Origin of the sequence: Calothrix sp. NIES-2100 (assembly GCF_963875285.1) — a bacterium.
Classification (GTDB): domain Bacteria; phylum Cyanobacteriota; class Cyanobacteriia; order Cyanobacteriales; family Nostocaceae; genus Aulosira.
The window spans coordinates 1-19552 of the sequence record NZ_CAWNLA010000002.1 but is presented as its reverse complement, the minus strand read 5'-3'; the positions used below and the strand labels follow the sequence as shown (position 1 = coordinate 19552).

The following is a 19552-nucleotide window of genomic DNA, read 5'->3' as shown; positions in this document are numbered from 1 at the left end:
TCATTTGACTTATTTTAGATTTTGTTAGCTGCCCTACAGATTTATTGTTTGGGTACGTTGTGAGTGTTTATTAGGCTTTCTGGGATACATATTCTTGCGCTCTTGCAATAAACCATTTCAAAAATTCGGGGAAAGTTTCTCTTTTAACAACTTCAGCCACATTGAATTGATAAAGAATCCCATATCTGGAAAAATAAATACCCAAGCGTTTTAGCTCAACTGTATTTGAGGAAGAAAGTCTATCAATGTGGGACAAAACATAATAACCCATCAGTTGATTAAAATCTCGTCTTTCTAAACTTAGGTTTTTTATGGTTTTGAAGTCTACCAACAAATCATTATCAAAAATTAAATCACCATCGGCTTTACCCACTAACTTCGCTGATAGCCAAGTGGGATTAAGAATTACCTTGCCTCTTGATTTAAAAATCTCAGAATTTACTATTCCAATTAAATTTTTTAAGTCTTCAACGTCTTGCTGGTTAGCGAACTGTAAATCTCTGTTCGTATAACCACATCTTTGAATTTCATCCAAGCTAGCTAATGATAAAACTACTTGGAATAACTCATCTGTAAATTCCCCAGTCTTCAAGAAAATCCGATACAACTTTTTAGCCTGCTCAACTACTAAATGACCAGGCTCATAATTTTTGTTCTCTATTTTCAACTTCTGCACTACTTCTTCAGCAACCCACATTCTTTCCTCGGCTTGAGGGTTTAGATATTTCAAATAAAAACGTAACAAGTAATCAAATGCTGCTCCCACTAACTGGGGATTTCCATTGAAAATTGGTGGAGCTAGTATTTGCTGTTTTATCTGAAATTGCGGCTTAGGAAATTCCGAATTGAATTTAGCCTTTACATCGGAGATTTCGAGAAACTTACTAAGACTCATAATTCTGTGTAGGAGTAATCAACTAAGGTTCTACCAAGGAATATTTAATTAGCCAAAGTTTTAGCTCAAGTCTGAGCATTCCCAAAAGTTCTGGTCAAAACAACCAAGTTCTAAAACGGAATGTCGTCTATACTTTCAAACTTTGTCTTAGTTTTAGCTTGAGTAGATTCTGATGGCGCATATAGATCCGACAAATCGGTACATAGCTTATATTTTTCTTTAGTTCCTAACAAAGTTACAGGACGTGTAGCACTCAAAAATTTACCTAAATATCCAGAGCAATTAGGGCAGTTTACTGTTTGCTGAGGGTCTCCTTCTTCTAATCTGTTACCAGGGCTATCTGTACAAATAATTTGGATATAGGCATCACAATTTTTACAATGTGCATAGCCAAGGCCAAATGCACCACCACTCCGCATTTCCAACCATCCACGTTTGACATCCTCTTTTATTTGAGCCAAATACTGTAGTTCAGCTTCCTGATTAAATGTCATAGTCTCCAACCTTTTTGTCTTTGGGTTTGAAATGGTATAGTTGTGTATATACAATCTATACCGTCAAATGAAAAAACAAGCCAACTTCAAACTTCCTGAAGAGCTAATCACAGCCCTTCAGGACAAAGCAGCAGAAGAACGCACTACTGCGACAGATTTAGTGATCCAAGCCTTAAACTCTTTCTTGGGAAATCCAGAAGAAGGTTCAAGTATAGGAAACACAAGTATAGGGAACAATATATATGATATAGCAGATTGTGTAGAAGGCTTGAAAGCAAGATTAGACAAACTTGAAGCTAATAAAAGTTTCTATTTCATGCATAACTCAGCGAGCGAGTCCAATAACATAGATATACGTATAGAGAGCGATAGCGTAATCCCCTACTCAGAAGCGGTAGTTTTTTTAGAGAGCAAGGTTGAAGAAATTGAAGCTCAAAACAAAAATTTAGAGAGCAAGCTTGAAGAACTTGAAGCTCAAAACAAAAATTTACTTGACCGAGTTGCCGCACTAGAAGCTTTGATACAGGAATACCGTTATCAGAGCCTACCACACAGCATTGAGCGAGATTTTAAAAGTTAGCACAACCAATATTGTTTTGGATTCTTGATTTTTCCATGACAAACAGTTATCCTCATGCTGCTAACCACTGCCTAATAAGCTGTTTCTTTGACTCTGGTACCCTTCGGCTTGCGACAATAAAAGCCGAACTGTAGGGTACGATCGCCCGTAAATCGGCCAACATTTCCGCATCCTCGCAGTAGTCGAGCAACACAGCTAAATCTTGTACGCATTCTTCCCTCAGCCAGTCGGCTTCTGTAAACTGTTGACCATTGACCATTGGCTGTTGACCATTGGCTGTTGACTGTTGACCATTGACTGTTGACTGTTGACCATTGACTGTTGACTGCTCCGCCTCTTTTTTTAGTTGTAGTTCCCGCTTCAAGTCAAGGGCAGCTAGTACATTTGCTCTGTCCTGATCTAAAATCATTTCTGAATCAAGTTTGTAATATTTGGTATTGTTGGTTTTTCTGTGCTGCTTTAGCCTGATGCCAACCTTACCCAAAATGCGATTGATAAATGTAATAATCTCAGTATCTTTGTTGACCGTGATATTGAAAGCAGTTTTGAGTAATTTTTTCTGGGGTAAAACCGATTTTTTGAACCACTCTTTAAGAGTGGAATCATTACCGTGATATTCACTCTCAAAATCGTCTAATGGTATAGCGTCGAAAATTCCTATTTTATTAATAGCCTCTACCTTTGTGCTGAAAGTGCGTACATCTGGAAGATAGGGAACTCCCTCGCAGAACTGCTTTAACTTATACTTCCAATGCTTTCTATCCGCTTCTTTGGTAGCGTCAACATTCTGAGACATCCAAAACAACTTAATAGCATTCAAGTAGCGTCTATTGTCTTTATAAACTGCCTTGAATAATAAATCTGGAGTTAATTCTAGTCCGGGTAACTCATCTTTTAAAAATGCTTTGCTGGCTTGATACTGTTCTTCATTTGTGGGGTTAGGTTTACGGCTTATCTCTTTTGCAACTTCTAAGGGAATATCAACAGCATTGGCTGTCATTGTGGCGAAATTGAGTTTAATCTCTGTCTTCTCTTCCTGAACAGAGTCACCTGCATTAGTCTTTTCTTCAGATGCAATATCTTTCAGGTTATGCCCCTCTTCAATCAATTCTTGCCTAAGTTGAACAGATAGCTGAGATAATGCAAAGTTGCGTCTAGCCCTAAGCTTACAAAATAAATCTACGTGTGGATTATTCCAGGTTCCACCTTTACCCATCATTTTAGTAAATTGCTCTATCAGCTTAGGTAGTACGTCAACATCATTATTAGATTCTGCTTGTTCCCTAGCCAAATGCAGAGCCAGATCACTTATTTGTGAACTTGTCTCATTATATGAGAACATTTGGTTTTTGATTGCATCTGGTAAAAAGGCATTGCAATCATCAGTATTTGATGTTTTACCTCTGTCGGCACACCACACAATTCTAGGTACTGGTTGCCTTGGTCGTGCTAACATCTGCCTAAATTGCGATGGTTCTAAGTTACCAAAACATAAGCCAAATACATACTTGAAGTAGGGAACGTCCAGAGAACATCCTACACCCAAAGACGGCGTATAAATTAGAATTTTTGGCTGATATTCCTGAATCCTTTCATTAGCACGTTTAACAAAGTCTTTGCCGAAATCGGTTTGAGTGATTTTTGAATCAATCCGAATTAACCCGTTAATACTTGAGGCTAAATGAGGATACTTTTTGATTAGAAAATTAGCTAATGCTTCAGCCTCAGATTGATTATCTAATGCCACTGCTATGGGTTCACAGTTCTTATCGCTTAACCAATCTTCGATGAGAGAAAGTACTGTATCTCGCTTGCCAGTATAAAAGTCGATATCCCATTTATCGCTATCAGGTCTAATGTAATTGTGCTTGACGAGAAAAGGCTTGTGTCCAGGCGCGATCGCTGTTATGTAGTCGTAAGAAATGTTAGTTAAATCGGCATCAGCCCCAATCACTAAGCCATTGTTATCAAGACATTCTCTGATTTTAGTTTCAAGGGTATAAAGAATTTTTGCTCGTCTATCCTTGCAAGTACTTGATGTTGCGACGTGACTTAGACCTAGTTCAATCTCATCAATTACTACTACTGTGTTAGACCAGTCTCGATCAAACAGCTTCGCTAAAGAATCCCAACATAAGCCAATTCCATCAGCAGTTTCTAAAAAAGTAGCCGTTTTAATTACTTCGCCCTCATAATTAAATTGTTCTGATTCAGTCAGATCGCCGTCTTCAATCCAGGTAATTTCCCATTCGATAGCTTGCGCTCGACCGAGTGCTATTCTTGGGGTAATAGATATAAATTTAAGTCCAGTTTTCTCTTGATAAACTCGCTCAAATACTGGCTGATTTTCTCCAGTTATTGATAATTGAAAAGGATGATAAACTTCCTGACAATATCCACCGCAAAGCTTATTTTTGATACGTTTGATAGTGACTGATTTACCTGCACCTTTAGGGGCTTTAATCAGCACGATTCCCTGATGAGGAATAATATCTACTAGGTTATCTGGCAGATATTTCTCATGGGGATTGCAAACATAATCAGCGTTATAAGTGAGCGTGTGTAATTGCTTTTGAACTGCTAAAACTTTGTCTTTCGAGTTAGTTGGGGTTTTACCGCCTCTTGCTACATCGGCAGCTAAATTAATCTCTTCATGAAGTGCGTCAACGTCTCCTAAACCAGCTTTCACCCAATCGGCAATATCGCCGCCGTCAAGACAATCAGCCCATAGTCTAGTAGGATCAATAGCGATAAACGGTAAACCAGCCAAAGCAGCAGCTGTGCGACACTTTTCTAACTTGCTGTAACCTGGCTTATCGTGATCCGGCCAGTAAACAACTCCGGCAATGCCAGCATCTTTGAAAAGCTGGAAGTATTCAAGCAGTAGGGCATCACTCCAGCTACCACCTTGAAAAGTCGTAGCCAGCAAACCAAAAACACTTCGGGCGATATCTACACACTTTTCACCCTCAACACCCAACACCCATTGATTCTCACCATGTTGGGCAATTTCATCAAATCGGTATGGTTGCCAGGGTTTATCACCTTTGGCGTTAACTTCCTTGCCATTAGCGTCCAGGTGAAAGGGAAGTGTAAGTTTGCTACCATCTGCCCTCTCAATTCTTTTTACCCATTGACTAGGCGAGTAAGGGTATTTAACCTCAATACTTTTCTTGACCTTTACTCGTGCCTCTTCCTTAACGGCATCAGGCAACTTTCCCAGTTGAATATCTCCATCGGGAATTGCTGCCTTAGAAATTACAGCTTTGGGTTTTTGGTTGTAGATTTTGGGAGCAAAGCTTTTCTCAATCCCGGATTCTGCTAAGGCCTGATTTAATGGCCTAATACTTTCTCTGATGTCTCTAGGAGTGCATTCTTGTCCCCAACAATGATATTTGCCGTTAGACGGGTCAATCGTTAGTGTACCCTCACATACAGGGCATACATAGCGGTTTTTGCCCTTTTTTGGGGTCAATTGTTCTGCAAAGTTGCGGATGTCGAATTTTTCAAGGGTGCGGTCAATCATCATGCACCCCACAAGCCACGACTTCCCCTAAGATAAACAAGGCTAAATCGTCTGCAAGCCCAAACTCATCAAGGGCTTCAAGCGATTCTGTTAACCGCTTGTCTCGCACTGCCTGAATCAATCTTTTGTAGTTTCGTTTACTCCGGCAATGCTTGCCATAGTTCGATAGTTCCGAACTTCGATATTGTTGAAATTTAGAGAGATTCTGTGATAAGATATCGCTATCAACTGAATATTTTTGATAGCGCCGTTTCTGCCTGGGGACGGCGTTTGTCATTTTTGAGGCACTCCGTAAGGTTGGAGCATCCCCCAAGATTTTGCTTGTGCAGCTTAAATGAAGTAGCCTAGATAGTAGAAATTAACTTATAACTAACCTGCTGATCAGGTTTCAAGAGCGAGCGCCTGGAAAGCGCTCACCTAGCTAGGCTTCTGTGATAAATCACAGTTACTGCAAACAACTCTTGGGAACTGCATCGGCTTTTTTTTTGATGAGGTAATCGCGGTCACACCGCCCTTTTTGAACGCTAGCAGTTTTGTCTCCCTAATTCAACATAAAGATTCATTTGTCCCATTTACTTTTTTTTCATCAAAAGAAGCATTAAGCAAAAAGTAAGAAACGGATTTCTTAACAATCAGTTACGTGTAAGCAGGGTAAGAGTTCTAGGAGCCAATGCTGCTCACCGCTCTGCGCGGTCGCACCTACGCCGGGGGATTGTTACCACCGTTACGACCATTACCACTTTGCTGTAGAAGATACTCCCAGATCCGCCTGATTTCGGTTTGAAATGCTTGGCGATCGCGTTCGGCTTGTTCTCTATCCTGCTGGGTTAACTCGATGTTATACAGGGTAATTTCTCTCAAGTAATCAACATCTTGAGTTAGATGGGCGATCGCAGTCGTGTTAGCAGCTTGCTGGGTGGCCACAGTAGCCAAAATTGCTTCTATGCGGTCTAGTCGGTTTGGTGTGTCCTGTGGTGTGTTGGTCATTTCCCCGCCTCAATCATCTTGGCTAATGATTCATGGTCAAAGCAGTCCAAATAGCTTACCAGTTCTCGAAACTGCTGATATTTTTCTTCAGCATAGCTATCTGGTGTAAAACCAAGAACTTCGCAAAACTTTATATAGTCAGCATTCCAAGCAAAAGTATTAAGGGCAGTCGCAAAGCTTTTGACTGCCTCTAAAGTTTCAGGATTAGGTGATTCAGTCATGCAACCCCCTTGCCTTGATCAGGTGAGGGGGGTTTTTGCAGTAGTTTCCGAGCCTCCAAAGCTTCCTCAATTAAAATTGCTGCCATTTGGCTCTGAGAGCGTCTTTCTGTCCCTGCCAAATTTTTGACAGTTTCATAAACCTCATCAGGCAGCACTACGTTAACCCTTCCACTCATGGTGTTATCTGTGTTCATTCCTCTACCTCATGATACGCTTTGTGCTTTCAAAATGGTTTAACACATATTGCGTTAAATGCGTCACTAGAGCTATAGTGACACATAATGACACAGATAACACAGATGTCACAGCGAATCGAATCGCAACAACTTAAACCACTATCTGAAGAATCGCATTATGACCAATCAAACGCTTTCTGTGATTGAAGTAGAAGCCACAGAAGTAACTGAGGAAACGGGTATCGAAACGGGTATCGAACCGCAAATCGAAGCTGAATCGAAGCGTGAGAGCCTGTTTGATACCTGGGTACTATCAGCTGTGGCACGGGAACTGGCCGGACTAGACAAGTCTGGATTTCAACGCTCTATCTCTGGCTTAATCGACAGCTACAAAATCCCTGTAGACCTTTTACGGCGTGGTGAGGGGAAAAATACACAGTATTCTGGCTACGCTGTGAAACTGGTCAAGGCTGTAAGAAGTGCGGATAAAACTAGCATTGAAAGCCTCTTAAAATTCTCCCCAAAGCCAACACAACAGGCTAATTGTTCTGCCCTAGCAACTGTCAATAAAAACAATCAACTGGCGCGTCAAAACGATGTCAAAACCGTTGAGAATTTTACCCAAGCCAAGCAAAACTTAAACGCTGGAATGCAGAATTGGCGTATGCTAGGCGCTTCTTTAGCTGCCAAAGTGAGCAAGGAAATCAAGGCGGGCTTTGCGGAACAATTCAACTCTGAGATGCAAGATTTAGGCGTACAAGCTCAAGATGTTTTCAATTTGGAATAGATGACCAATTTCCAAAAAACAATACTCCAGATTGAGAAAAGCCAAAAACTCTCATACCTGCTAGCAGCAATCACAATCTCACTCTCAATGCTGTTTTGGCTTGCTGATATCCAGGTTAAAAGCGATCGCCCCTCCGACCAAGAAGTAAGCGATCGCCCTTAGTCCACGCTCAAATAAGGAAATGAACTCATGAAATCATATCTCAGCCTTGCCCTTGCCTTCGTAAAATCCCGTTCTGGAGAATTTACCCAAAAATGATAGACCAGATTCCCGCTACCAAAAACAAAGATTTAACAACAATTCAACGCTGCTTACTGGAGGCTGAATTGTTGCTAACAGAGGCTAATACTTTGGCTCAAAACCTCAAAAAATCTAACCCAAACTTAGATGAGTTTGCTACTAACGTGGCGGATTCTTTGCATTATTGCACCGAAGCACTCAACCATGAGTGAGGGGGAGTAAATGTCAATTGATGATGAAAGTCAATTAAGTGCTGAAAGTATCCAAAATGCTGCTGATTGCTTTGATATCAACGCTCACATGGTTGATAAGTACAACCGATTAGAACGCAAGATAGCAGAACTGAAAATTAAGTTTGAAGCACACAAAATTAGTAGAGGGGTAAAACTTAATGCCTATTAGAAAAGCGCCAACAACCGCCAACATCCCATCAAAGAACCCTACCTTTAGTGAAGGTCAAAAATCAGTAACTACCCCCATAATTACCGACTTTAAAACTAAGCCAGATGTTGACACTCGAATACATGGTCTAGTTGGCTATAACAGCAGTGACAATTCTGTTACAGTCAGCATCCCAGGATTTGAGCGCTTAACACTCGACTCTTTTGCTGAAAATGTTCATAGTCCTGATTTAACCCCCATTGGAGACATTAAAAATCCTGACATCAAAAACCAAGCATCTGTAGCAGAGTTTGAGAATGCTAAAGCTAAGTATGAAGGTGGTATTCGCTATAACGAGTTAATAGCTTGGGCTAACAAATACGCTGGTTCTCAGTTCAAAGCACTGGCAGAAAAAGCAAAAGCATTTGCATCTGGCTTAGTAAGTCAAAGTGAGATTGAGAAAGTTTACCAGCAATTTCTAGAACTTCAAAAGCAAAAATCTATAACTCTAGAGAAAGGTGTGAATTACATTGCCCAATCTCACAGAACAGCTACAACCCAAGCAGCATTACCCTACACCATAGCAGAGAACGACGCAAATCTAAAGAAGCAACAATTTAAGGCTGCTAAAGGATATCAGGAAGCATTAAAGGCTGAAGAAGATTTTGATGCTTTTCTCAAAGAACTAGGTAACAAGAGCGTTAAATAATTCTGGCAAATTGGGTAGTTAGTAATAGCTACCCTTATCAAATTTACAGGGTGAGTATGGTAACCAAGAGAATTAGTTTAGTAACTGCGACTGGGTTAGGTTTAATTGGTGGTTTACTATTGGGAACAGCTAACAAGAATTTAGCTTACACTATAGGTTTTAGTGCTGGAGGAGCATTGTTTGGAGGCGGTCTGGTAGCTTTTATCTACGACACAAGACTGAATAAAGTAAGAAATGAATTAGAGGATTATCTAAGTGAATTAGAAAAAGAAAATTCACAACTCCAAGCACTTTTAAAAGCTGCTGAAAATTTGAAAAAAGATATTGAAACAGCCAAAATTACGGCTATTCAAAATGCTAACGAATTAAGCAAAGAACTTAACAGGGTTAAAGATTTACTTCAGCGAGAAATCAACCAAGGTAAAGCGCTAAGTGATGAAAATAAGCGGTTACTTATCAGAATTAATGAGTTGCAGAGTGAGTGTGCAGAATTGTCCAAACTGTGTCAAGAAAAAGACGCTACGTTGATTGATTATGAAAAGCAATTCGATGACCAGCTAGCCCAAGAATTTGAAAATAAAAAACAGGAATTGATTAAGCAGGAAGTAGCCAAAGAGTTTGAGCTAACCCAACAAGCTTTTAATGCTATCGATGAGATGAAAGCATTAATGGAGGAGTTCTACGAAGCACACCAGACACAGCGAGAATATTTCCTGAAGACTCATGACAGATATCTAGAGTACAAAGAAAGCCTCAAAGCCAAAAATCAACAGGCTTACGATGAACTGGCAGAGCTTAAGGACGGACTAGAGTTGCGAGTCAGGATGTTGCAACAAACTATTGATGAAGGTTTGATATCACCACAACACGTAAATTATGGCTTGAATCCGATAGGTAACAAGGCGAACGCTTTAATAGATTGGATCTGGAATAATCACCAGATACCACTAAAAGGGTTAGGGTTTAGCGAAGCGGAAGAACTAACCATACTAGGGTTTGAGTTTCCCCGGTCGGTTGATGGTCAGGAATTAGCGCAAAAAATTATAGAAGCTAAACAACATCTCGCAACACTTCTATGGGTACATGAGATTGCTTCAGTAATCTATGACAAAGTAACCGAACGCTTGATAGTGAAATACAGACAGGACAAGCCTAAACCACTCAACGACGATGAGATTTACAAACTTGGCTTGATTAGAGCGTCCCAGTTCGGCGATCGCATCTTCCTACACACCGACCACAAATCCAAGGGTAAGCCCACACTCAGAATTATGTCGGCAACTGGAGGCGGTAAGGGCATTGCTACTAAGAACATCGTCGCCTACTTCCTGACTTTGGATAACTGGGAAATTTGGGTAAGCGATCCGTTGCATGGTAGTGAGGAAGATTACTGGCATTGTCCAAAGGTGGCCACATCTCCGGGTGAGTCTAGTAAAGCTTACTCCGAATTTGTCAAAGTTCATAAGGACAGGCAAGCCAAACGACCAGCAATGACTGACAAGTTTGTATTGGGCATCTTTGACGAATTTGACAAGCAACATGACGACGATGATAAGAAATCGGCAACTGAAATCATGACCGCTATCAGGCATACTAAGCAGCGACAGATTTTAATCGGTCAATCTGGTGAGGTTGGAGAAAATCGCTGGACTTGGGATGCAATGAAAAATTGCTCACTGCTGTTTATTGAGGACGCGATCGCCACTGCCATCAAACACGATAAAGATTTAGGTTGGTCATTGACTAAAAAGCGAGAGATTCAACGGAAGTATGAGAAGTTCGCAGAGTGGGCAGCAGCTAAAAATGAATCTCAAAATCTTTCTAGTGAGAACGCTTACCGTATAGGTTTAATTATTGTTGGCGATAGGTACGAGTTTTTAGAAATTCCTTCTGCGCATAAAGGAATTTTGCGGAATGGGGCAGGGATTATCAGAGAATCTTTTACCCAAAACCTTGAAGCATCTAATAGAAATTTGGAAGTAGTTCAACAGGCAAGCATAGTAAATTCAAGCCCAGAAATCGAATGCCCACATTGCCACTCTGGAGACTTTACTCGAAACAAGTCTGTAAAAAATCCACTCATGTATAGATACAAATGCAAAAGCTGTCACAAAACTTTCATAGCCCCTAACAACAAAATAACCAGCAGTAATTAGTCAAAAACCGTGGCGGTTTTGTTGTCGGTTTTAGCCGACACCATGCGAACTAATGGCGGACGTGAGGGCTGAAACCTTTGGCAATTCGTTGTCGTATGCGACCGACATTTACCCTATAGGGGGCTAGGCGGTTTTGGCGATTGAGATTGTAGAGACATAACCCAATCAGGTTTTTCAACAAGTATTTGGTGTAAAATTTGTGGAAAATACATGATAATGCAGGGGCGCAAAACCTTAGCGTGAGCGAGTTTCAGGACTTACATTTCATGAGAATATAGTGCAAATATATTTTCACTACAAACCACTTACCAACAGAAATTTCATAACCTCTATCTGTGGTGAACTGCAATGAAGGCAATCTTGAACTTGACGTTTAATTAAAGACTTGCGCCAGTTGTTGAATAACAATTCGGTCTTAAGGTTAAATCTATTCCCAAAATATGTCGGCAGATATTGGTGATATTAGTGGAGTAGTTTTTCAAATTATACATGGGAATGTAGAGGCTACAAAGCTTACTCTCAAAGAGTTTGAGGAGTTGCTTGTTGTGGGAATATATTTGGATTTTCTTCTCAACAAACCAGTGATATACGCTTACCGAACTGGAGGACTAATGAAAACAACGGAAGATTTAAGGAATCGGATTCGAGAACTCAGTAAGCAAGCAGTCATATTTAGTAAAAAAGCAACGGAATTATGTTTAACAGACCGGGAACAAGCTAAATATTACAGACAGCAAGCCAGAGATGCTGTAAAAAGATGTGAAGTATTGAGACAAGAAATTAAACGCCAAGCCGCTTAACTTGGCTGGTTAAACGTTCTAACTTATAGCGACTTGTATCAAGGGTGCGATCGCACTTTGAAATTAAATGCGTTTGCTTTGACCGCGCCAATTTTAGATTTTAGATTTTAGATTTTAGATTATTTCGGTTCATGCACAGCCGTGGGTGGAACAAATCCAAAATCGTCAATTTAAAATCCCCAAGCTCCATCCCGGAATCGGTGCAGTCAATCCAAAATCGTAAATCCAAAATCCTTGCATTGATTGACTGTACATGGGAATGTAGTAGCTATAACTTTTACACAGAGAGCGTTTTCGGGCTTGGATGTAGTGAAAATGTTGAGCAAATATATTTTCACTACACCTGGGGACTTCCCCCAGATGGCACAGCGATCGCCCAATACCCAATGCTTATTACCTGCACTAGAGTCTTTTAACTCTTAGAGATTATTCAAATCATACTAGGGAATCTAGTCGCGCAAAAGCTTACCCACAGGGAGTTTGAGGAGTTGCTTTTGTAAAAAAGTATCTCGATTTTCTGCTCACAAAACACCAGTCATATAGCTCAAGATTAGGGAAAGAACGGATGGAGCAGTAGAAGTCTGGTGAGAGTTTTCAGCCGCCTAACTTTCCCAAGATTGGGAAACCTGCTTTTTGGTAATTGTGGCTGTAATAACTTGTTATTATAAATACATAACAAGTTATGTATAATAATAACAGTTTAGGCGGAAGGCAATTAGATGTCCAAAGCAGTTCAAGACCAAGTAAATCAACTGTTTGAAGCCACGAAGAATTTACAAAGCTTAGAAGACATAAGGCCTCACTGCGAGGCATTTAATGAGTGGATCAACACTAAGACTAACTACAGTAAAGCCAGTCTGGGCACTGTGTTAAGCAGGGTGGGATTCTACAAAAAATTTAAATCATTGCCATTAGAGCAAGGGAAAAACGCAGATTCCGTACCCAAGCACGACGCACAGGGCAATGTCATCGGTTACGAGTTGAAACACTATGCGTTATTGCTATGTGGACTGGATGACAAAGGCTGGGATGAACGCAATAAAACCTCAAGGGTAAGCGATCGCTTAGAAAGTAAAGGGCAAGAAATTGACCCAGATATTTACCTGAAGGTAACCGGAGAGTTATTAGAAAGCAATGATATCCACAAAGTTGCAGTGGGTTTAATTGCCGCCACTGGGCGTAGACCCCATGAAATTATTGCCCGTGCCAAATTTAGTCAAATCAAAGGCGAGAATTACCAAGTTAAGTTTAGTGGTCAAGGCAAAAAACGGGGTGAGAATCCGGTGTTTGATATTGCGACTCTTTACCCTGCAAGCTACATCACAGAACGCCTTAATTGGTTTCGGCAACAGGCATCTACCAAAAAATTATTGGCAGAGATAGCGCAAGAACATCCAAAAGATACCGAAGCTCAAAACCGTGCTGTTGACAGCAAACGCAATGGTTCACTAAATCGAGTTGTTCGAGATTATTTTGGTGGTGAAAATCCGGCATTACCTCTGCGCCAAGGCGAAGAACAGGGCAATTGTAAAGCACTCCGAGCCGCGTACTTGGCATTAGCAACAGAGCGAGATTGCCAGGGTTCAATTGGCTCGAAAATGCTCCACGCTGCAAGATTGGCTGGTCATTTTGTTAAAGAAACCCCTACCGACCGAGATTTGCAAAACTTGTTAGCTACGTTGGGTTACGCCGATTACTACACTACAAAACCCGTCAGCTTTGCCTCTATTCCATCAAAAGAAAAGTTGGCCAATGTGCGAGTGTCTGTGAGCCATTTAGAAAATATAAAACAACTTCAAGCATCGTGGAATCTACCAAACCAGCAATCAGTTATTGGCAAGCTGATTGACTCTTACCAAAGCCGCGTAGACATTGCCAAACAATTACAAGACGCACAGCAACAAGTCGCACAACTAAAAGCGCAATTGAAGCAGTTAGAAGAAGCTAATAACCAGTTACAAGAAACTAATAACCAACTACAACAGGAGAAAGCCGCAATGGAAACCACTGCTCCCGAACCCCAAACAGTAACTCTCAACGTTACAGAATTAGAATCTTGGCTAGAGAAGAAAGTTGTTGAGGTGGTAAGTAAGTTATCTGGTAGTGCGGTGATACCTGCTACTGCACCTGCTAAGGTTACACCACCCAAAGAAGAAATTGACTGGCAAGCTAAAACTGATGCTGAGGTATGGAGTAGTAAAGCACCGGGGGCAGCTGTAGAAAAAATCCGTAGGTCTTATCAGGCAATATGTTTGTACAACGATAGTTTGGCAACTGGGAATGGCGATCGCCTAGCAATTACTAACCAAGCACTGAGAGATTTATCGGGGTGTAACGGGTTGTTGGTAAGGGATTGGATTGACCAGCATAAGGATGAGGTGATTAGCCACAACGCTAAATTCGGTATGGAGAACAAGAAAGACCCTTCTAACCCTGCCAGCTATGCTAACAAAGGTAAGGACACAGATAAAATTCTGTCACTAATCAATGAAGAGTTGCTCAGTGGTGAAGGTTATCGTAAAGCTAAATCTGAGTAGCGATCGCCATCGTCCTCACCCCTACTCCATTAATAAAGAAAGTAAGTAAAAAACTAAGAAACATCCCATGTATAAAATTTTGAAGTACTTAGGGTGTTTGGGTTTTGGAAAGGTGCGACCAAACAGCTTTAGTTGCTCGGTCACACTTTTGTACTAAAGTTAGTTTGATTGGTTACTTAGCTAGAGGTTGTTGAATAGGTATTGGTGAATTTCTAATAGAACAATCAACATGATTCTGATTTCGATTGTTCTGGATACCACTAATACTCATGCCACCACCAAAAGCAACAGCAATACTTAAAGCTGTAGCAATAGTACGACCAGGGAGGCGCAAGTTAATAGACACCCCAGAGTTTTCTTCCTGGGGGTTGCTGTTATGATGCAAATTTGACATAATAGTTTAATCAGCCCTCATTTGGTTGATTGAAAATTTACTTTCCTTGAGTCTTGTCAGCAAAACTCTACTCAGGAAATAGCTTATTTAGATATATAGAAAGACCCCTTAGCGTGACCTCGGAAATCACAAAAGGGGTCTTTCGCTATCTGTACTCAGCATAACGAATGTAATATTAAATTGTCAATATTTATAGGTAACCATATTTATCATAACATAGTTTTATGAAGTAAGCACAAACCTTTTGTGAAGTAAGTATGAAGATTGCATAGATTATGGAATTTGAGACGCTCAAATGCTTATCAACAAGGAGGTTCTAAAAAAATGTTGGGTTACGAGTATCGTTAGTTAAAACACAAACTCTACGGTGTGGAAATTACGTGTTGCCAAAACCTTGAGATTATGTGGTTAAATGCAGTTTCTGTGATGGCTGCTTTGACTATAGTTGTTTTGAGCATAAATTGACCGATACCACAATACTTTAGCCAATTTACGAGGGTTCAACGCCTGTGCCTTTTTGCAAACCGTAATTACCGTCAAACTTTAACTAACAATGTAGAAAACCCTAGTTTATACCCTGAAGTTGCTGTATGGAATCGTGAAAATTCAAGAAGCGATCGCTCCATTTCCCTCACTTTTATTCCCAGAACCAGTACCAGCCGATTCCGAAGCGTGAATCGGCTTAATTTTGCGATTTTAGGAGGCTCTAGCATTTTGGTTGTGTCTTTGTAGTTTAATTTCGTTGTAGGGCATTGTGACGCGAGTTACTGGAGTAGAGAACTGGGCAGTTTTCAGGGTAAGAGTAGCAGTAGCAGGCAGCTAGCAGGAGATTAATTACTTCAGCCAAAGGGTAAATTATTTAGTCACAGATATACCCTAATCTATATATAAATAGCCCCATGTGTGACTAAACCTTAAGGCTTACCATTCAAGGATTCCAGGGATTTCCAGCCTTTGGTCACACCTCCCCTAAAAAATCCGAAAAACAGGCAATGTGTGACTAAAATTTTTGAGTAAAAATGCTTAGTGTGACTAACCCAGGTGCGAAAAAAAAATGGCAGCAATTTCTTTTGGGAAGCATAGAAAAATTCCGTAAGTTGTAGCCAAAAATCAACAGACTTTTGATGGTAATTGTCGCTAGCGATCGCCCTTCAGGGAAACATAGAGAAGTCCTGCAAGGCATAGCCAAAAGTCAGCAAACTTTTGATGACCGTGGATTAATGAATATTAGTCATTGGAGGCGGGCACCTGGGAACTCGCGCCAAAATGGTTATGCCGTGAGAAGCTAATAAAACATAACCAATTTAACTGTCATGACCGTCATGACCAACATTGAAAGTATCATCGAAAACTTGCGACAGCTTGAGCAAGAACGAGAAGAGTTAGTCAAAAAACCGATGTCACCACCTGGGGTGTGGATACATCAATATGAAGTCAGAAAGCGCTATCCAGACGGATTCATCGGTATATACATCTATGCAAAATGGCAAGCAGACAAGCCGATTTTTAAGCGCAATCCAAAGAAGTATGGGCATCGGGGTTCTGGTAATTTTACCTGTCACCAGCACATAGGCAGGGTGGACAGTAACACGGGGTTGGGTTCAGTGCCGGAGGTTGAAGCAGCTTACCAGCAATGGGAAAACCGCAAGCGGCTAGAAGCCATCGACCAAGCGCTGACGGAAATTGAAAGCGCATTGCAAAAGGTGATGCCGCAAGAAGATGATGAGACATAACCAATAAAAGCGATCGCCCCATAAACTCTCACACCGTAGTCACGGTGAGAATTGAGGATGGGGGTGATAGTCATAGGATGGTAGCCACAGTAGTTAATTACTATATATATAGTCAGCGTGACTACGGTATCATGGGGATACAAAATTGGGGCGTGACTACGGCGTGGGCTGAAGGGAAGAATGTTGTGTATTAGTCATTGAGTGGAGTTGAGATTGTGGTCACAGAAGGGCGTGATCGCCCAATGAACCCTCACCCCGTAGTCACGGTGAGAATTGAGGATGGGGGTGATAGTCATAATTGGTAGTCACGGTAGTTAATTACTATATATATAGTCAGCGTGACTACGCACGGGCAGAAATCGAATCGCGCCCAAACTGGTTATGCCTTACAAAAATTTAAAAACATAACCAATGAACGCAATCGCACTTAAGGAAGTGCCAGTGGGGAAAATTTAGCGGTGGCGATTGGCATGGGGAATTGGTACAAGGCCATTGGGAATGGGCATGAGTCCAGTGGGGAAAATTTGGCGGCGGTTGGTGGTCGGTCGTGGGGTGAAGTTCAGTGAGCAGGATGTGGAGGCGATCGCACTCATGTCCACAGGTATTTTCTAGTCAGGGATAAACAGTACTATTTAATACCTTACTCAGATTTAATCCGCAGCAAGAATTGAAAAAAATATTTTTGACAATATTTTTGGTAGACGCTATATATGGTAAGGCTTTCGATAGTACACACGATTTGTTTTTATTATAAATATATTATCGTGTGTACTCTTATAACTACTGAGATAATCTAAGCACTTATATATAAAAATACATTGCTAGAGAAGATTAATTTATTGGGTGTTCGCCGGGGGATTGGGGATTGGGAATCAAATCGATGGCGCAAGAGCGATCGCGTTCATCGCGAAAATTTGCAGTTGAGTCATGCCCCTTGAAGCTTTGAAGTTTCCCACGGAAGCTGTTCTTTGGAAGAGAGTAACTAGTTATGGATATAGATGAACAGGTTAGAGAGAAAACTTATTTCTCATCACCCCATCGAGAAGTTGGGGCATTTTGGCAGCGCTGGGCGGGGAAACTGTCGCCCTAGCTCTACTGCCCACATACATCTCCCCACCGTAACTTAAAAATGTGATTTAATACTTTACTCTGATTAAATTCCTATCAGAACTTGGAAAGAAATATTTTTGATAATTTTTTGGGTATACCCTATGCATAGCAACGCTTTTGGCAGTACACACGATTTGTTTTTATTATAAATAAATAATCGTCTGTACTTGAATAACTACTGAGATAATGTAATTACTTATATATAACAATACATTGCTATAGAAGATTAATTTATTGGGTGTTCGCCGCTCCTCTGCTGTTTTGCAATTCCCGATGTCGGGAATGAGAATTCCACAGTGCCACTGCCGGGACATCACCCACGTCACCGGGGACATCGCTGTCGCTGTGCTAGCCCCTGGTAAGCTAGGGGTGAAAATCAAAAGAGCGATCGCGCCCCTTGAAGTGCAGCGCACTCAGGCGGCGGCGGCGGTTGGGCATTGGTGCTGGGGAGTGGAGGCGATCGCACTCATGTCCACAGGTATTTTCTAGCCAGGAATGACAAGTACTATTTAATACCTTAATCAGATTTAATTCCCATCAGGAATCTGAACAAATATTTTTGACGAAAATTTTTGTAGACCCTATGTATGGCAATAATTTCGCCAGTACACACGATTTGTTTTTATTATAAATAAATAATCGTGTGTACTTGAATAACTACTGAGATAATATAACCACTTATATATAAAAATACATTGCTAGAGAAATATTAATGTCTTGGGTGTTCGCCGGGATAGCAGCGAAAAATCCGGCACGGGGATTGGGAATCAAACCGATGGCGCTTTTGCGATCGCGTCTTTGAAAAAATTTGCAGTTGAGTAATGCCCACAGTGGGGAAAGCTGTTCTCATAGAGAGAATAACTTGTTATGGATATTGATGAACAGGTTAGAGAGAAAAATTGTCTCTCATTACCCCATCGAGAAGTTGGGGAATTTTGGCAATCGCCCTTCGGTAAAGTACCAGCGCACTCAATTTGGCGGCGGATTGGGCATTGGGCTTGTGGCGGGGTGGAGTGGAGTGGAGGCGATTGCGGTGAGGTAAAGTGCCAGTGCTGAAATTTGGCGGTCGGTCATTGGGCTTGAGGAGGCGATCGCCAGCACGTTAGCGGTAGTAAGCACCCTAACCATTAGCATACGCAAGAATGCCCCAAATTTGGTTATGCCGTGAAAAACCAATAAGACATAACCAATAGAAGCGATCGCCACTGCCACCCACTATGAATGGAATCCCCAAGCCAAATCCATCAAATCCGCTTATATTTTGCCTCGTAAACCCCTTGTTTCCACAAAGTCAAGCCATCAGCCCACAACGCGAATTTCTAGCTTCAAGGGGGCTGTGGACAAGCCAATTAGTTCAGCCGACTGAAGGTCTAAGCTCACTCCAGCCCTGCGATCGCATTGCGGAAGATTTGGCAATCTGTTAGAACCTGATAAGTTGTTACAATATAATCTAACAAGTTATTTAACAGGTTTAATATTATTGGTTATAACAGTTTAGAGATAATCTAACAGAATTACAATAAACTAACAAGTTATATGAGGCGAATAACAGTATGCTTGTAGCTAACTTGTAACTAGATAAGGTCTTTATAACTACATCTTGTAACCCTTGCTGTATAAGGGTTATGTATTTAGCACGATGTAACTTGTTATGCATATATAACAGGTATTGCAGAGATGCAGCGTTAGTATAACCAGTTATATTAATCTTGTGAGGAAAGCGAACAGGATGTGGGAAGCGGGGATAACCTGTTACGTCTGTTAATTTAAATTAACAGACGTAACAGGTTATCCCCGCTTCCCACATCCTGTTCGCTTTCCTCACA

At 41.0% G+C, this 19552-nt stretch carries 20 protein-coding genes and 1 pseudogene; 13 read left to right on the top strand and 8 right to left on the bottom strand.

What is annotated here, in order from left to right; all coding sequences use genetic code 11:
* Positions 1–70: 70 nt before the first annotated feature.
* Together AACU32_RS40450 and AACU32_RS40445 are read right to left on the bottom strand one after the other, a co-directional pair.
* Entirely contained in the window at positions 71–895 is an 825-nt protein-coding gene (locus AACU32_RS40450) for a hypothetical protein (RefSeq protein ID WP_096608400.1), read from the bottom strand.
* 110 nt (positions 896–1005) lie between these two features.
* Complete coding sequence (locus AACU32_RS40445; RefSeq protein WP_096608399.1) at positions 1006–1389, bottom strand: hypothetical protein; 384 nt, start codon at positions 1387–1389, stop codon at positions 1006–1008.
* A 67-nt stretch (positions 1390–1456) separates the two neighbouring features.
* Here AACU32_RS40445 and AACU32_RS40440 point away from each other — a divergent pair, with 67 nt between their 5' ends.
* On the top strand, positions 1457–1969 hold the full coding sequence (locus AACU32_RS40440) for a hypothetical protein (RefSeq protein ID WP_096608398.1): 513 nt from the start codon (positions 1457–1459) through the stop codon (positions 1967–1969).
* 52 nt (positions 1970–2021) lie between these two features.
* On the opposite strand, the gene AACU32_RS40435 is transcribed toward AACU32_RS40440, so the two are convergent.
* The 5 genes from AACU32_RS40435 to AACU32_RS40415 form a co-directional block, all read right to left on the bottom strand.
* Complete coding sequence (locus AACU32_RS40435) at positions 2022–5498, bottom strand: plasmid replication protein, CyRepA1 family (RefSeq protein ID WP_339378749.1); 3477 nt, start codon at positions 5496–5498, stop codon at positions 2022–2024.
* Positions 5488–5772, bottom strand: a complete 285-nt coding sequence (locus AACU32_RS40430; RefSeq protein ID WP_096608396.1) for a hypothetical protein — start codon at positions 5770–5772, stop codon at positions 5488–5490. Before AACU32_RS40430 ends, AACU32_RS40435 begins: the two co-directional genes overlap by 11 nt.
* A gap of 422 nt (positions 5773–6194) precedes the next feature.
* Positions 6195–6482 carry a hypothetical protein gene (locus AACU32_RS40425; RefSeq protein ID WP_096608395.1) on the bottom strand — a complete coding sequence of 96 codons (288 nt, stop codon included), beginning with the start codon at positions 6480–6482 and terminating at the stop codon, positions 6195–6197.
* Positions 6479–6703 (bottom strand): hypothetical protein, encoded by a 225-nt coding sequence (locus tag AACU32_RS40420; protein ID WP_096608394.1) that lies wholly within the window; start codon positions 6701–6703, stop codon positions 6479–6481. The genes AACU32_RS40425 and AACU32_RS40420 overlap by 4 nt, the downstream gene beginning before the upstream one ends.
* A complete protein-coding gene (locus tag AACU32_RS40415; protein WP_096608393.1) occupies positions 6700–6897 on the bottom strand; it encodes a ribbon-helix-helix domain-containing protein in 198 nt (65 codons plus the stop codon). Before AACU32_RS40415 ends, AACU32_RS40420 begins: the two co-directional genes overlap by 4 nt.
* Before the next feature lie 160 nt (positions 6898–7057).
* Between AACU32_RS40415 and AACU32_RS40410 the strand changes: the two genes are divergently transcribed.
* From AACU32_RS40410 to AACU32_RS40375, 8 genes and pseudogenes are all read left to right on the top strand, one after another.
* Positions 7058–7666: a hypothetical protein gene (locus tag AACU32_RS40410; protein ID WP_096608392.1), complete on the top strand. Its 609-nt coding sequence runs from the start codon at positions 7058–7060 to the stop codon at positions 7664–7666.
* Complete coding sequence (locus AACU32_RS40405; protein WP_190637345.1) at positions 7667–7828, top strand: hypothetical protein; 162 nt, start codon at positions 7667–7669, stop codon at positions 7826–7828.
* Between the two features lie 92 nt (positions 7829–7920).
* The gene (locus AACU32_RS40400; RefSeq protein WP_096608391.1) at positions 7921–8118 is read left to right on the top strand and encodes a hypothetical protein; all 198 of its coding nucleotides are present in this window, start codon (positions 7921–7923) and stop codon (positions 8116–8118) included.
* A gap of 10 nt (positions 8119–8128) precedes the next feature.
* Positions 8129–8308, top strand: coding sequence for a hypothetical protein (locus AACU32_RS40395; protein ID WP_096608390.1), 180 nt, complete (start codon positions 8129–8131; stop codon positions 8306–8308).
* A complete protein-coding gene (locus tag AACU32_RS40390; protein ID WP_096608389.1) occupies positions 8298–8996 on the top strand; it encodes a hypothetical protein in 699 nt (232 codons plus the stop codon). Before AACU32_RS40395 ends, AACU32_RS40390 begins: the two co-directional genes overlap by 11 nt.
* A 1997-nt stretch (positions 8997–10993) precedes the next feature.
* Positions 10994–11134 (top strand): annotated as a pseudogene (locus tag AACU32_RS40855) (IS1/IS1595 family N-terminal zinc-binding domain-containing protein); the annotation flags it as partial.
* A gap of 458 nt (positions 11135–11592) precedes the next feature.
* On the top strand, positions 11593–11952 hold the full coding sequence (locus AACU32_RS40380) for a hypothetical protein (protein WP_339378748.1): 360 nt from the start codon (positions 11593–11595) through the stop codon (positions 11950–11952).
* Between the two features lie 719 nt (positions 11953–12671).
* On the top strand, positions 12672–14489 hold the full coding sequence (locus AACU32_RS40375; protein ID WP_096608387.1) for a protelomerase family protein: 1818 nt from the start codon (positions 12672–12674) through the stop codon (positions 14487–14489).
* A gap of 172 nt (positions 14490–14661) precedes the next feature.
* Here the strand turns inward: AACU32_RS40375 and AACU32_RS40370 are convergent, their stop codons facing one another.
* A complete protein-coding gene (locus AACU32_RS40370; protein WP_096608386.1) occupies positions 14662–14883 on the bottom strand; it encodes a hypothetical protein in 222 nt (73 codons plus the stop codon).
* A gap of 1121 nt (positions 14884–16004) precedes the next feature.
* Between AACU32_RS40370 and AACU32_RS40365 the strand changes: the two genes are divergently transcribed.
* The 4 genes from AACU32_RS40365 (at position 16005) to AACU32_RS40350 (ending at position 18782) form a co-directional block, all read left to right on the top strand.
* Positions 16005–16172 (top strand): hypothetical protein, encoded by a 168-nt coding sequence (locus tag AACU32_RS40365; RefSeq protein WP_339378747.1) that lies wholly within the window; start codon positions 16005–16007, stop codon positions 16170–16172.
* 24 nt (positions 16173–16196) lie between these two features.
* Complete coding sequence (locus AACU32_RS40360; RefSeq protein ID WP_339378746.1) at positions 16197–16616, top strand: hypothetical protein; 420 nt, start codon at positions 16197–16199, stop codon at positions 16614–16616.
* A gap of 1392 nt (positions 16617–18008) precedes the next feature.
* On the top strand, positions 18009–18215 hold the full coding sequence (locus tag AACU32_RS40355; RefSeq protein ID WP_339378745.1) for a hypothetical protein: 207 nt from the start codon (positions 18009–18011) through the stop codon (positions 18213–18215).
* Positions 18216–18593: 378 nt separating this feature from the next.
* Positions 18594–18782 carry a hypothetical protein gene (locus tag AACU32_RS40350; protein ID WP_339378744.1) on the top strand — a complete coding sequence of 63 codons (189 nt, stop codon included), beginning with the start codon at positions 18594–18596 and terminating at the stop codon, positions 18780–18782.
* Positions 18783–19552 lie beyond the last annotated feature (770 nt).